This window comes from Pantoea piersonii, assembly GCF_003612015.1.
In the GTDB taxonomy this organism is placed as follows: Bacteria; Pseudomonadota; Gammaproteobacteria; order Enterobacterales; family Enterobacteriaceae; genus Pantoea; species Pantoea piersonii.
On the sequence record NZ_RARB01000001.1, the window covers coordinates 621,655 to 634,825 of the forward strand.

At 59.6% G+C, this 13,171-nt stretch carries 16 protein-coding genes and 2 tRNA genes; 6 read left to right on the forward strand and 12 right to left on the reverse strand.

Features of this window, described 5'->3' with window-relative positions:
• Window positions 1-8: 8 nt before the first annotated feature.
• Window positions 9-650, reverse strand: a complete 642-nt coding sequence (locus D7S44_RS02955; RefSeq protein WP_120451892.1) for a DUF2057 family protein — start codon at window positions 648-650, stop codon at window positions 9-11.
• 172 nt (window positions 651-822) lie between these two features.
• On the opposite strand from D7S44_RS02955, the gene D7S44_RS02960 reads away from it, so the two are divergent.
• Window positions 823-1,245 (forward strand): CoA-binding protein, encoded by a 423-nt coding sequence (locus D7S44_RS02960; protein WP_120451894.1) that lies wholly within the window; start codon window positions 823-825, stop codon window positions 1,243-1,245.
• 33 nt (window positions 1,246-1,278) lie between these two features.
• Here the strand turns inward: D7S44_RS02960 and hspQ are convergent, their stop codons facing one another.
• Both hspQ and rlmI read right to left on the reverse strand, forming a co-directional pair.
• The gene (gene hspQ / locus D7S44_RS02965; protein ID WP_033751160.1) at window positions 1,279-1,596 is read right to left on the reverse strand and encodes a heat shock protein HspQ; all 318 of its coding nucleotides are present in this window, start codon (window positions 1,594-1,596) and stop codon (window positions 1,279-1,281) included.
• A gap of 59 nt (window positions 1,597-1,655) precedes the next feature.
• Entirely contained in the window at window positions 1,656-2,846 is a 1,191-nt protein-coding gene (gene rlmI / locus D7S44_RS02970) for a 23S rRNA (cytosine(1962)-C(5))-methyltransferase RlmI (RefSeq protein WP_120451896.1), read from the reverse strand.
• 85 nt (window positions 2,847-2,931) lie between these two features.
• On the opposite strand from rlmI, the gene yccX reads away from it, so the two are divergent.
• Window positions 2,932-3,210, forward strand: coding sequence for an acylphosphatase (gene yccX / locus D7S44_RS02975; RefSeq protein ID WP_120451898.1), 279 nt, complete (start codon window positions 2,932-2,934; stop codon window positions 3,208-3,210).
• On the opposite strand, the gene tusE is transcribed toward yccX, so the two are convergent.
• Window positions 3,211-3,537, reverse strand: coding sequence for a sulfurtransferase TusE (gene tusE / locus D7S44_RS02980; protein WP_120451900.1), 327 nt, complete (start codon window positions 3,535-3,537; stop codon window positions 3,211-3,213).
• A gap of 118 nt (window positions 3,538-3,655) precedes the next feature.
• Window positions 3,656-4,312, reverse strand: a complete 657-nt coding sequence (gene yccA / locus D7S44_RS02985; RefSeq protein ID WP_120451902.1) for an FtsH protease modulator YccA — start codon at window positions 4,310-4,312, stop codon at window positions 3,656-3,658.
• Window positions 4,313-4,531: 219 nt separating this feature from the next.
• On the opposite strand from yccA, the gene D7S44_RS02990 reads away from it, so the two are divergent.
• The 3 genes from D7S44_RS02990 to agp all read left to right on the forward strand — a co-directional run bounded on the left by D7S44_RS02990 (window position 4,532) and on the right by agp (window position 6,671).
• Window positions 4,532-4,619: transfer RNA gene (locus D7S44_RS02990), tRNA-Ser, on the forward strand.
• A 67-nt stretch (window positions 4,620-4,686) separates the two neighbouring features.
• Window positions 4,687-4,774, forward strand: a tRNA-Ser gene (locus tag D7S44_RS02995).
• Window positions 4,775-5,012: 238 nt separating this feature from the next.
• Window positions 5,013-6,671, forward strand: coding sequence for a bifunctional glucose-1-phosphatase/inositol phosphatase (agp, locus tag D7S44_RS03000; RefSeq protein ID WP_120451904.1), 1,659 nt, complete (start codon window positions 5,013-5,015; stop codon window positions 6,669-6,671).
• 56 nt (window positions 6,672-6,727) lie between these two features.
• On the opposite strand, the gene D7S44_RS03005 is transcribed toward agp, so the two are convergent.
• From D7S44_RS03005 to wrbA, 3 genes are read right to left on the reverse strand one after another with little or no spacing between them, the layout of a single operon-like run.
• Window positions 6,728-8,101, reverse strand: coding sequence for an NAD-dependent succinate-semialdehyde dehydrogenase (locus tag D7S44_RS03005; protein ID WP_120451906.1), 1,374 nt, complete (start codon window positions 8,099-8,101; stop codon window positions 6,728-6,730).
• Between the two features lie 52 nt (window positions 8,102-8,153).
• The gene (locus D7S44_RS03010) at window positions 8,154-8,384 is read right to left on the reverse strand and encodes a YccJ family protein (protein ID WP_120451909.1); all 231 of its coding nucleotides are present in this window, start codon (window positions 8,382-8,384) and stop codon (window positions 8,154-8,156) included.
• Between the two features lie 19 nt (window positions 8,385-8,403).
• The gene (gene wrbA / locus D7S44_RS03015; RefSeq protein ID WP_120451911.1) at window positions 8,404-9,003 is read right to left on the reverse strand and encodes an NAD(P)H:quinone oxidoreductase; all 600 of its coding nucleotides are present in this window, start codon (window positions 9,001-9,003) and stop codon (window positions 8,404-8,406) included.
• Between the two features lie 153 nt (window positions 9,004-9,156).
• Between wrbA and D7S44_RS03020 the strand changes: the two genes are divergently transcribed.
• A complete protein-coding gene (locus D7S44_RS03020; protein ID WP_120451912.1) occupies window positions 9,157-10,065 on the forward strand; it encodes a DMT family transporter in 909 nt (302 codons plus the stop codon).
• Here the strand turns inward: D7S44_RS03020 and rutG are convergent, their stop codons facing one another.
• From rutG to rutC, 4 genes are read right to left on the reverse strand one after another with little or no spacing between them, the layout of a single operon-like run.
• The gene (gene rutG / locus D7S44_RS03025) at window positions 10,066-11,391 is read right to left on the reverse strand and encodes a pyrimidine utilization transport protein G (RefSeq protein WP_120451914.1); all 1,326 of its coding nucleotides are present in this window, start codon (window positions 11,389-11,391) and stop codon (window positions 10,066-10,068) included.
• Between the two features lie 42 nt (window positions 11,392-11,433).
• Window positions 11,434-11,958 carry an NADH-dependent FMN reductase RutF gene (rutF, locus tag D7S44_RS03030; RefSeq protein ID WP_120451916.1) on the reverse strand — a complete coding sequence of 175 codons (525 nt, stop codon included), beginning with the start codon at window positions 11,956-11,958 and terminating at the stop codon, window positions 11,434-11,436.
• A gap of 10 nt (window positions 11,959-11,968) precedes the next feature.
• Complete coding sequence (gene rutD, locus D7S44_RS03035) at window positions 11,969-12,772, reverse strand: pyrimidine utilization protein D (protein ID WP_120451918.1); 804 nt, start codon at window positions 12,770-12,772, stop codon at window positions 11,969-11,971.
• Complete coding sequence (gene rutC / locus D7S44_RS03040) at window positions 12,772-13,167, reverse strand: pyrimidine utilization protein C (RefSeq protein WP_120451920.1); 396 nt, start codon at window positions 13,165-13,167, stop codon at window positions 12,772-12,774. Before rutC ends, rutD begins: the two co-directional genes overlap by 1 nt.
• Window positions 13,168-13,171 lie beyond the last annotated feature (4 nt).

The following is a 13,171-nucleotide window of genomic DNA, read 5'->3' on the forward strand; positions in this document are numbered from 1 at the left end:
CCCGCCTATCAACTTGTCCTTAACAATTTGACCAGCGACATAAATTGCTGACGGGTGGCTTGATCAAAGCGATGAAACCACTCCTTAATCGTCGGCGACTGCGCCTCATCGACCCAGACGAATTCAGCCTCGACGGGTGGGGTGGCTGATGCGCCGTCGCGTACGGCTGCAAACTGGGGAACGGAGGCGACCTGGCCGTTACGGTTGTAAAGCATCATCGCTTTTTCCATATCGCTTTCAGCGGAAAGCGGCAGGCGATCGCGCCTGATATCGATCGCCTGTCCATGTTCGTCTACCAGCTGGAAATTGAGCGTGCGATCGAAATAGTGACGCTCGCGGCGAGTCTCCAGCGCAGGCAGACGGATAGTGATGGTTTTCACCTGCGCGTTAAAGGTCACGATCATGGGCGCTGACTGATAGCGCAGCGAGGCATCTTTATGGGCGTCGCGCAGCTGCTCGACTCGAAACAGAAACTGGTGCTGGCCGCGCTCCAGCTCAAGACTATCGGCACCTTTGAGCAGCGAGCCGGAAATTTTGCGCCCGTCCAGCACCAGCAGATCAATCTGCGGATCAAGCTTCAGCGTGATGGCCTGACAGGTTGCCGAGACGAGGAGAACAGTCAACCCCGTCACGACCAGAGAGAGTTTCATGTAGACTCCAGAATAGGGCGCAAAGTTTTGTGTGTAGCAAATTCTTACATTATGGCAGTAAATTTACATTTGAACATATATTTTTGTGCGCCAGTGCAAAATATTGCTGTCTGGAAAGAAGCGGCAGGAAAAGGCGCCACTACATTTAATGCTCTGAAATGAGGAGAAAAAGATGAACGATCAAACTATTCGCGAGGTGTTAACGCGCACACAGCGTATTGCGCTGGTAGGCGCCAGCGATCGTCCCGATCGACCGAGTTATGGCGTGATGAAATATCTGCTGGATCAGGGATACGAGGTCATTCCGGTCAGTCCAAAACTTGCCGGTCAAACGCTGCTGGGGCAGAAAGCTTATGCGAAGCTGGAAGAGGTGCCGGGCAAAATCGACATGGTGGATGTGTTTCGCAATTCAGAAGCGGCGTGGGGCGTGGCGCAGGAAGCGATCGCTGCGGGCGCAGATACGCTCTGGCTGCAGCTGGGCGTCATCAACGAGCAGGCCGCCGTGCTGGCGCAGGATGCCGGTCTGACCGTTATTATGGATCGCTGTCCTAAAATAGAAATTCCGCGGCTGGGCGTGACGCGACAAAAGCAATAAAACTTACAGGCGGCGTCTTGTTGCCGCCTGCGATCAATGCCGCAGGCGCGGCGCCTGCAGCTGCTGGCGGATCGATGCGGCCAGTTCGTCCATCTCCGGCTGTTCCGGATGCTCCGAACTGGTTTCGCCGGAAAGCTGAATCTCTGCGATATAGGTGTGCACCTGATCGCCTTCTTCATCTTCCATCACCACATGATACCAGGGCGCGCGGCGCAGCGTTTCAGTCGCGCCGACCTCGTCCAGCTTCGGCGTATCCAGCGAATATTCGGGATCGACATCCACTATTACGCCCAGCACGCCTGAAAGACGATGCCGAACCTGCTGACCAATACCAAACTTAGTGGCAATCATAGTGACCTCCAGAAAAACTGCCTCCTGATCAATATGGCGTCAGAAGGCACTTTTTCAAGTCACACCACACGACATGCAAAACCTTTCAGGTAGAGACCCTCAGGATAGCTGGCGATGACCGGATGATCGGCCGCCTGGCGGAACTGCTCGATAAACTGCGCTTCGCGGCCCGCATCCAGCGCGGCGTCGGCCACGATTTTCTGGAACAGGTCGGTCGCCATCAGCCCAGAACAGGAGAAGGTCATCAGAATGCCGCCGGGATTAAGCAGCTGCATCGCCAGCATATTGATATCTTTATAACCGCGGCAGGCGCCCGCCAGCTGATTTTTGTTTTCGACGAATTTCGGCGGATCCATCACGATCAGATCGAACTTCTCTCCGGCGTCGCGGTAGCGGCGCAGCAGCTTGAATACGTCGTCGCGCAGGAAATGCGCGCGCGAGACGTCCAGCTCGTTAAGTTCGACATTCTGGCGCGCCACGTCGAGCGCTTCCTGCGACGTATCCACGCTGATCACTTCGCGGCAGCCGCCCATCAGCGCCGAGACGGCAAACCCGCCGGTATAGGAGAAGCAGTTAAGCACGCGCGCATCCTGCGCATAGCGGCGCGTCGCCAGACGGCTGTCGCGCTGATCGAGGTAGTAGCCGGTTTTATGGCCGCCCTGAATATCGACCAGCAGCTTCATGCCGTGTTCGGTAATCGGCAGCAGCGGCGGCGGGATTTCACCGGTGACCGGCCCCTGCGTCAGCTCCAGCCCCTCTTTTTTACGCACCGCCACATCGGAACGGTCATAAATAGCGCATTGCGGAAAGCAGTGCTGCAGCGCGGAGAGAATCGCGGGACGCTGATATTCCGCGCCTGCAGAGAGCAGCTGCAGTACCAGGAAGTTGCCGAAGCGATCGATGGTGACGCCGGGCAAACCGTCAGACTCGCCAGCGATCAGACGGTAGCTGTCTAGCCCGTCTTTTTGCGCCAGCCAGTCGCGCCACTGCCGCGCCTGTTCGAAACGGCGCACGAAGAAGGCGATATCAATCGATTCATCCTGTTGCCAGCTCCAGACGCGGGCGCGAATTTGCGACTGCGGCGAATAAGCCGCGCGCGCAAGAAATTTGCCGTTATGGTCACAGACGTCAAGGGTTTCCCCCAGTTGCGCTTTACCTTCAAGGCGCGCGACGGCACCGGAAAACACCCACGGATGGCGGCGGAGCAGGGATTTTTCACGTCCCTTAGCGAGAATCAATCGAACGGTCATAGTTTGCTATGCTTACCTGAAAAAATGAGGCGCCATTGTCCGGCGGATAACGGGAAATTGCAACGCACAGCGGCAGGAGAGAGTGATGACAACAGCCTGTTATAAAATCTGGGTGCATGGCAGGGTGCAGGGCGTGGGGTTTCGCTACGGCACTCAGGCGCAGGCGTCGCAGCTTGGTGTGCTGGGTTACGCCCGTAACCTTGATGACGGCAGCGTCGAGGTACTGGCCTGGGGCGAGTCGGAAAAGGTCGACGCGCTCATCGCGTGGCTGAAAGCGGGCGGGCCACGCGGCGCCCGCGTCGATCGCGTCCTGATGGAGCCGCATCAGCCTGCGGAGCCGCCGCGCCGTTTTACGACCGGTTGATCAGAGACACTTCGCCGGTTTAGGCAGGCCGGCGATTTTAGTCGCCTGTTTCGCCGGGCCGTCCGGGAAGAGACGAAAGAGGTAGCGGCTGTTGCCTTTCTCTTCGCCATACTTTTGCGCCATTGCTTTTACCAGCATACGAATGGCAGGCGAGGTGTTGTACTCCAGATAGAAGGCGCGTACGAAACGCACCACTTCCCAGTGCGCGTCGCTCAGAGCGATGCCCTCATTTTGGGCGATCTGCTCAGCAAGCGCCTCGCTCCAGTCATCGCGATGTTTTAAATAGCCTTCGCCGTCGACGTCGATGGTTTTACCGTTAAATTCCACATGTGCTCCTTACTGCCTGATACGGCGGCATTCTAGCAAATTGCGCCGCCAGAAAAAGCAAAACCCCGCCGAAGCGGGGTAGGGATGCCAGTCAGGCTATCTGCGTCTCAGCGCGTCATTAATCGTTGCGCGCAAAGCCTAACAGGCTCAGCAGGCTGACAAAGATATTGTAGAGCGAGACGTAAAGGCTGACGGTGGCGCGAATATAGTTAGTTTCGCCGCCATGAATGATATTGCTGGTTTCCCACAGGATCGCGCCGGCTGAAAAGAGAATAAACAGCGCGCTAATCGCCATGTGCAGCGCAGGCAGCTGCAGGAACAGGTTAGCGATAACCGCCACCAGCAGCACGACAAAGCCCGCCATCATCATGCCGCCGAGGAAGGACATATCGCGGCGCGTGGTCAGCACATAGGCCGAGCAGCAGAAGAAAACCAGCGCGGTGCCGCCTAACGCCAGCGCAATCACGTCAGCCATGCCTGCGGCTAAAAATGTGCTCAGGATCGGGCCAAGGCAGTAGCCGAGAAAACCGGTGAAAGCGAAGGCCGCCAGGATGCCCATCGGGCTGTCAGCCAGTTTGTGGGTAAGGAACATCAGGCCGTAGAACCCGACCAGCATTAAAATCAGACCCGGACCGGGCAGGCCCAGCACGGTGCTGGCGGTGGCGGTCACGGCGGAAAACGCCAGCGTCAGGCCGAGCAGAAAATAGGTATTGCGCAGCACTTTGTGGGTGCTAAGCAGGGATGTCCGCGAGGACGAAGCAATAAGTCTGTCCATAATGCGCTCCTTTATCAGAACACGACGTTTGCGCTGAGAATACGCAGCGGCCACAAAACGGGAAAGGCGTTTTACCCTTCTTTACGCGATAAATCGCTGTTTCTCTGAGCGGAATGGTGATTTCGCCAACGAATAACACCGTTTTGGCTGTTTTTCAGGCGAATGAATTCGCACAGGCTTTACATCCTTCGGGGGGATGTTTATAGTGCGCCTCATTGCGGAGGGGTGGCCGAGCGGCTTAAGGCAGCGGTCTTGAAAACCGCCGATGGGAAACCATCCGAGAGTTCGAATCTCTCCTCCTCCGCCACTTTCCTGCTCAGTCAGGAACAGGCGATGCGACAATGTCGTTTTGCCGATGCGTAAAGCATCAATCCGGAGGGATGGCCGAGTGGCTTAAGGCAGCGGTCTTGAAAACCGCCGATGGGAAACCATCCGAGAGTTCGAATCTCTCTTCCTCCGCCACACCAGAAAGGCCAGCACAATGTGCTGGCCTTTCGCATTTCTGCCTCTTCGCTTTTTACGCGTTCCGCTCTTCTCAGGCCGCTTTTGGTCAACTCTGCTATAGTCCACACACGGTTTTTGCAAACATCGGGCGCTTTTCGCGGCCTGGTTAGGTTACACTGTGGGTCGCTATGCTCTGAACAGAGCTAATTGGTTGATAGCCAGAGTGTTTCTCTACTGAACAAATGGAATAGGCACAATGATCAAGAAACTGAGTCTTTGCGCACTGTCGGTACTTGCCGCACTGCCGATCGGCATGGCGGCCCAGGCCGCTGATGGCGACATGCAGCTGCAACAGGTACTGATGTTTAGCCGTCACAACCTGCGCGCGCCGCTGGCCGATAACGGCAGCGAGCTGGAACAGTCGACGAAGAAAAGCTGGCCGCAGTGGAGCGTTCCTGGCGGACAACTCACCACCAAAGGTGGCGTGCTTGAAGTCTATATGGGCAACTACACGCGTCAGTGGCTGGCGCAGCAGGGCCTGGTGCAAAACGGCAGCTGCCCCGACAGCAGCAACGTTTTTGTCTATGCCAACAGTCTGCAGCGCACCGTCGCAACGGCTCAGTTCTTTGTCAACGGCGCTTTTCCGGGCTGTGATATTGCTGTGACCCATCAGGATGCGATGGGCACGATGGATCCGGTGTTCAATCCAGTCATTACCGACGACAGCGAAGCCTTTAACAAAAAAGCGCTGGCGGCGATGACGGCAGAAAACGAGAAGCTGGCGCTGAAGCCTGCGCTGCAGCAGCTGGATAAAATCGTTGATTACAAATCCGCGCCAGCCTGCAACAACAAAAAACAGTGCGATCTGAGCAGCGGCGATAACGTGTTCAGCGCGGAAAACGGCAAAGAGCCGAACGTAAGCGGTCCGCTGAAAGTGGGCAACGCCTTAATGGATGCCTTTACGCTGCAATATTATGAAGGCTTCCCGCTTGAGCAGATCGCCTGGGGCCAGATCAAGACGCCAGAGCAGTGGAAATCGCTCTCCGCCATTAAAAATGGCTATCAGGATGCCCTGTTCACCAGCCCGGACGTCGCGCGCGAAGTCGCCGCGCCGCTGGTAGATTACATCCGCAGCCAGCTGGTGGATCAGGACAAAGCCAACGCGCCGAAAATCACCCTGATGGTGGGGCACGACTCTAACATCGCCTCGCTGCTGAGTGCGCTGCAGGTCAAGCCTTATGAACTGCCGGGTACCTGGGAAAATACGCCAATCGGCGGCCAGGTCGTGTTTGAACGCTGGCACGATGCGAAAAACAACAAAGATCTGCTCAAGCTGGAGTATGTCTATCAGACCGCCGATCAGCTGCGCGACGGCGAGATGCTCAACCTGAAAAATCCGCCGAAGCGCGTAACGCTGCAGCTGGAAGGCTGCCCGACGGACGGCAACGGCTACTGTAGCTGGGAGCAATTTACTCAGGCGCTGAACGGCGCGCTGCAGGGTACGCCGATGGAGCCAGCCGCGCAGCCGCAGCCAGCGGCAGCGGCTGCGGCCGCAGGCAATAGCGACGCCGACAAGCCGGCGGACAGTAAGCCAGCTGCAGATAAAGCTGCCGCCGATAAAGCTGCCGCCGATAAAGCCGCTGCTGACAAAGCCGCAGCAGAAAAGGCCGCAGCGGAAAAAGCTGCCGCGCAGAAAGCGGCTGAAGCGAAAGCGGCAGAAGAGAAGGCGAAAGCCGCTGAGGAGAAAGCGAAGGCAGAGCGCGCCGCTGCGCAAAAAGCAGCCGCCGAGAAAGCCGCAGCTGAAAAAGCGGCAGCAGACAAGGGCAGCGCCGCCGATAAGCCTGCCGACGCGCCTGCTCAAAAGCCCGTTGAGTCCGCTCAGAACAGCGACACGAAACAGACCGTCACGCAGTAAAACCTACAGATGTGAAAAACCCCGCCGCGGCGGGGTTTTTTTATGGGCGGAGCAGATTAACCTGCAATCATCACCAGCTTCTGGTTGGCGAACTCTTTAAGGCCGAGATCTGACAACTCGCGGCCATAGCCGGAGCGCTTAACGCCGCCAAACGGCAGTTCAGCCGCGGTATCGCTTTGCGAATTGATAAACACCATGCCGGTTTCAATCGCTGAGGCGACGCGACGGCCGCGCGTAGTGTCGCGCGTCCAGACAGAGCCGCCCAGCCCGTAATGAGAGTCGTTAGCCAGCGCAACGGCGGCGTTATCGTCGCCCACCACGTAAATCTGCGCCACTGGTCCAAAAAACTCCTGATAGTAAGCGGGATTGTCCGGCCTGATATCGGTCAGGATAGTCGGCTGGAAGTAACAGCCGACGCCCTCGACCGCTTTGCCGCCGATCAGCAGTGTCGCGCCGTTCTGCACCGCTTCGTCGACCTGTTTCGTCAGGCGATCGCGCGCATCTTTTGAAGAGAGCGGGCCGAGCGTGGTCTGCTCGTCCAGCGGATCGCCCAGGCGGGCCGCTTTCAGCGCTGCGCTGAATTTATCAATAAAGGCGCTGGCAATCTTTTCATGCAGAATAAAACGCTTGGCGGCGGTACAGACCTGGCCACAGTTGCTGAGACGAGCCTGCGCGCCCTGACGCACCGCCTCGTCGATATCGGCGTCGTCAAGTACCACAAAGACGTCGTTGCCGCCCAGTTCCAGCGTCGATTTCTTCAGATATTTGCCCGCCTGCTGCGCCACGGCGCTGCCAGCGCGTTCTGATCCCGTCAGCGCGACGCCCTGCACGCGGTCGTCGGCGATCAGCTCTGCCACCTGGTCGCTGTCGATAAACAGGTTCGTCCAGGCGCCTTCCGGCGCGCCCGCCTCTTTAACCAGCTTGTCAAACACGTCGGCGCAGTGCGGCACGATATTCGCGTGCTTCGCCAGCACCGGATTGCCCAGCGCAAGGTTAGGTGCCAGCACGCGCATCAGCTGATAGTAAGGAAAGTTCCACGGCTCGACGGCGACCAGTACGCCAATCGGATGGTACTCTACCCAGGCCTCGCCCAGCTCGCTGGGGTAGGGCTGTGGTTTCAGAATCTCCGCCGCGTGTTCGGCGTAATAACGCGCGATCTGCGCGCAAATTTTTACTTCTCCGCGGCTCTGACCAATCAGCTTGCCCATCTCCTTGCTGGCGATAGCGGCCAGCTCGTCAACCCGGCTTTCAATCAGATCGGCCAGCTTCGCCAGCACCTGCAGACGCGGCTCCATATCGCCTTTGCTCCATGAAGAGTGGAACAGACGATCGGCGGTCTCCAGCGCCTGGCTTACCGCTGCGGCGTCGTGAGACGGCCAGCTTTTCAGCAGCTGATTATTTGCGGGGTTAATGCTCTGATAGGAAGACATAGATTCTCCTTGGTCAGTAAAAAAAGGTGAGGCGGGAAATCCCGCCTCGCAATCAGATATTTTTACGCTCTACCGGCGTGTCGTCCCATGTCAGGACGTCGGCGTCCGTCTTGTCAAAGGCGCGAAACAGCACGTCATCATTGCCTTGCTGACGCCAGATCTCTTCGGCCAGCTTTTCGTCATAGTTGGCCACTTCAAATATGGCTTCCGCGATTTCCGGGGAGGTGTGACGCAGCGTGGCCCATTCGCCCACGTGGTGTGCTTTCGCTTGATCGTTTGACATAATCTTCTCCTGAGTGAACTTACCCTTTGAGTTTTACCGTCAGCCCGGCAACATGCTCGCCCTGATAGCGGGCGATGTTCAGTTCCTCTTCCGTGGGCTGGCGCGAACCGTCGCCTCCCGCCAGGGTGGTAGCGCCGTAAGGGGTGCCGCCACGAACCTGCGAGATATCAAACAGCTCTTTCGTACCGTAACCAATCGGAACAATCACCATGCCGTGATGCGCCAGCGTGGTCCAGACCGAGGTAATGGTCTGCTCCTGGCCGCCGCCGGTTCCGGTTGATGTGAAGACGCTGGCGACCTTGCCGTGCAGCGCGCCGGAGGCCCATAAGCCACCGGTGCGATCCCAGAAGGTGCGCATCTGACCGGACATATTGCCGAAACGCGTCGGCGTGCCGATCAGAATGGCGTCATACTGCGGCAATATCTCGGGCGTCGCTTCCGGCGCCGCCTGATCGGTTTTTCCGCCGACCTGGGCGAAACGCTCCGCATCCATTGTTTCCGGCACGCGCCGGATATCGACGTCAACGCCCGGGACGCGGCGCGCGCCTTCCGCAACCGCATTCGCCATGGTTTCGATATGTCCATACATTGAGTAATAAAGCACCAGAATTCTGGCCATTGCGCTCTCCATAGGATGTGAAAACCTAAGCAGAAGTATAGAAGAGCTTTCCAGCCCTGCGGCGAGATCGCGAAATTTGCGGTTTTTCTGATGCATTGCATTCCCGTCTCGACCTGCGCACAATGGCGCCCATTGAATCGCTGAAGGTGAGATATGTCGGACGTTTCCCGCACCCTGGCCCTGCGCGTAACGCGTGAAGAGCTGGTGCTGATTTTTATTACCATGATCTGGGGCGGCACCTTCCTGGTGGTGCATCACGCAATGGCCTGGTCAGGGCCGTTCTTTTTCGTCGGCCTGCGCTTTGCCACCGCTGCGCTCATTCTCGCCTTTCTGTTTCGTCGCGCGCTGGCAGGCACCACGCGACGAGAACTGGTCGCTGGCGCACTGATCGGCCTGTCGATTGCGGGCGGTTACGGCCTGCAAACCTGGGGCATGCAGACCATCTCCAGCAGCCAGTCCGCCTTTTTGACCGCGCTCTATGTGCCGGTCGTGCCGCTGTTGCAGTGGCTGTTTCTGCGGCGTCCGCCGGGATTAATGGCGTGGTGCGGCATTCTTCTGGCCTTCCTCGGGCTGCTGCTGGTGGCTGGCCCGCAGGATGGCCGTATCAGCCTTAACCAGGGCGAAATTGCTACCTTACTCAGCACGCTGGCGATTGCCGCCGAAATTATCCTGATAAGCCGCTTTGCCGGACAGGTCGATGTGCGTCGCGTGACGCTGATTCAGCTTACGGTCGCCTCGCTGTGCGCCTTCGCGCTGATGGTGCCGAACGGCGAGTCGCTTCCGGCGCCCAGTCCGACCCTGCTGCTGAGCGCGCTGGGCCTCGGCGCGGCCAGCGCGCTGATACAGGTGACGATGAACTGGGCGCAGCGCAGCGTGTCGCCGACGCGCGCCACCGTGATATATGCTGGCGAGCCGGTCTGGGCGGGCGTAGTAGGGCGCATCGCGGGGGAGAGGCTGCCTGCGGCCGCTATCCTTGGCGGCGCGCTGATCGTCTGCGGCGTTATCGTCAGCGAGCTGAAGCTGAGACGAAAAAAAGCGGCGTCTGCCGCGCCGCTGAAATAATTACCCTTGCTGTCGCGCCGGGCGCTCCGTCAGGGCCGCGCCGCGACGGCGCAGGATCGCGTTGAGCAGGATAGCGCCAAAGGTGGCGGTGCCGATGCCGCCCAGGGTAAAGCCGCCGATCTTCAGCGAGAAATCGCCTGCGCCCAGCACCAGCGTCGTGGCGACCATAATCAGATTGCCGTTCTGGCTAAAGTCCACATGGTTCTGCACCCAGATCCGCGCGCCCGCGACCGCAATCAGGCCGAAAACCACAATCGAGGCGCCGCCGATCACCGGCGCGGGGATGGCGTGGATCAGCGCGCCAAACTTCGGCGAAAAACCGAGTATCAGGGCGATCACCGCCGCCGCGACGAACGCCAGCGTGGAATAGACTTTGGTGACCGCCATAACGCCGATATTTTCCGCATAGGTCGTGACGCCGCTGCCGCCGATGGAGCCAGAGATAAGCGTCGCCAGGCCATCGCCGACAAAAGCGCGGCCCATCCAGGGATCGAGATTGCGGCCGGTCATGCCCGCGACAGCCTTCAGATGGCCAAGATTCTCCGCGACCAGAATAATCGCTACTGGCGCAATCATTACCATCGCCTGGATATCAAAACCGGGCGCGGTGGTGTGCGGCATGCCGAACCAGGCCGCCTGCGCGACGCCGCTAAAATCGACCGGCTTGCCGAACCCCAGCACGTTGGTCAGCAGCGCGTAAAGCGCCCAGGCGACGATTAACCCCACCAGGATCAGCAGGCGCTGCACCATGCCGTGCGTAAAGACCGCCACCAGCCCGATAGCGAGCACCGTCATCACCGCCATCCAGCTCTCAAAGTCCGAGGCCGCCACGCTGTGTACCGCGATGGGCGCGAGGTTAAGCCCAATCGCCATGACCACGGCGCCGGTGACCACGGGCGGCATCAGACGTTCTATCCAGCGCGTGCCGACTTTCATCACCACCAGACCGATAAGCGTGTAGAGCGCTCCGCAGGCGATAATCCCGCCGAGCGCGATGCTGAGATGCGGATTGAGTCCCTGACCATTAAAGCCGGTCACGGCGATCACTACGCCGACAAAGGCCGCGCTGGAGCCGAGGTAGCTGGGCACGCGTCCGCCGGTTACCACAAAAAAGAGCAGCGTGCCGATGCCTGACACCAGAATCGACAGATTGGGATCGAGGCCCATCAGCAGCGGCATCAGGACGGTCGCGCCGAACATCGCCACCGCATGCTGCAGCCCGAGAATGACCGTTTGTCCAAACGGCAGCGTCTCATCCGGGGCGATAAGTCCGCCGTCCGTCAGCGCCGACTTTTTACGCCATTGAGGAAACCAGGAGCTTGCCATCGTTATCTCCAGAAAGTGAGGGATCGTGCCGCGCAAGGCGGATTAGCGGGCATCCTGCCGCAGCAGCGGACAATAGCCGCGATCGAACCAGGCCAGCCCATGCGCTTCGTCGCTGCGACTTAGCGCCAGCACCTCGCAAAACAGCACGTCATGGGTGCCGACGCGGGTAATTTCGCTGATGCGGCAGTCGAAAGAGATCAGCGCGCCTTCGAGCATCGGCGAGCCGGTCACGCCGCGGCGCCACTGCGCCGCCTGAAAGCGCTCCGCCACGGGCGTTTTACCGCCAAACAGGCTGGACAGCGCTTCCTGACCCGCCGCCAGGGTATTGACGCAGAGCTGGCGGTTAGCGTCGAATACCGACCATACCGAGGCCGAACGATTGAGGCAGACCAGCAGCGTCGGCGGCGTGTCGGTCACGCTGCATACTGCCGAAGCGGTGAACCCAGCGCGACCGGCCGGGCCATCGGTGGTGATGATATTGACGGCGGCGCCAAGGCGCGCCATCGCGTCGCGAAACGCCTGTTTTTCTACCGCAACGGCGTCAGGCATAAGGGAAAGGGTGCTCATCAACGTCTCCTCAGCTGGCGGCGCGCGACGGCGCGGCCTCGCTCTGGTTAAGCCACTGCAACAGCAGCGCATTAAAGCTTTCGGCATCGGTCACGCTCATCGCATGACCGCCCCAGGCCATCGTAATCTGCTGCGCGTTGGGCAGCGCATCGACCAGCTCCGCGCTGCAGCTCCAGGGCACCAGCATGTCATCCTGACTGCAGATCGCCAGCACTGGCTGCCGGATGCGTGCGGCCATCGGTGTGAAGTCGGCGCGCATCAGGGCCTCCAGACGGCGCAGCAGGTTGTCGCGTCCCTGAAAATGGGCGATATGCGCCGCCTCCTCCTCGGCAAGACGCTGCTGGTGCTGCGCCATCCACTCCGCCGGATAGAGAAACAGCGGCTGCGCGCGCGCAAAGGCCTCAGTGCCGACCTTGAGCAGCAAATCCTGCCGCACCTGAAAGCAGCGCCGGGTATGGGGATGCAGCCGCAGCCAGCCGTTGATCACCGCCACGCGCTCCACCTGCTCCGGGTAATCCAGCGCCAGCTGCAGACCCACCAGACCGCCCAGCGCATGACCAATCACGCCAAAGCGCGCAATGCCGCGCCGCGCCAGCGCCGCCGCCAGCTCGGTCGCCATCATCGCCATGGCGTAATCGACCGGCAGCGCCTCCGCGCTGCGCCCGGTGCCGCGCTGGTCGTAGAGCACTACGCGATAGCGCGCGCTTAGCGCCGCCAGCTGCGGCTGCCAGAAAGCCGCTACGCCGCCCAAACCCGATGCGAGCACCAGCGTCGGTGCCGCTGAGTCCTGACGTCCTACTATCTCCAGATGCATCACGCCTCCCGCTGACCGATATGCGCTACGCTGGCGATCTCAACCAGCGCATCGGGTTTTACCAGGCCGCACTGAATGCAGAAGCGTGCGGGTTTGTCGCCAGCGAAATAGTCGGCATAAACCTGATTAATAGCGGCGTAGTCACGCCAGTCGGTGAGGAAAATAGAGTTGAAGGTGACATCTTCAAGCGTGCCGCCCGCGGTTTCTATTACGTTTTTAATCGTTTCCAGGACGTGACGCGTCTGCGCGGCGGCGTCGCCGATATGGACGACGTTGTTCTCTTTGTCGAACGGCAGGGTGCCGGAGACATACACCACGCCGTCAGCCAGCGTGCCCGGGACAAAAGGGGCGATCGGCGCGGCGGTGCCCGGCGGAATAATGACAGATTTCGGCATCGCG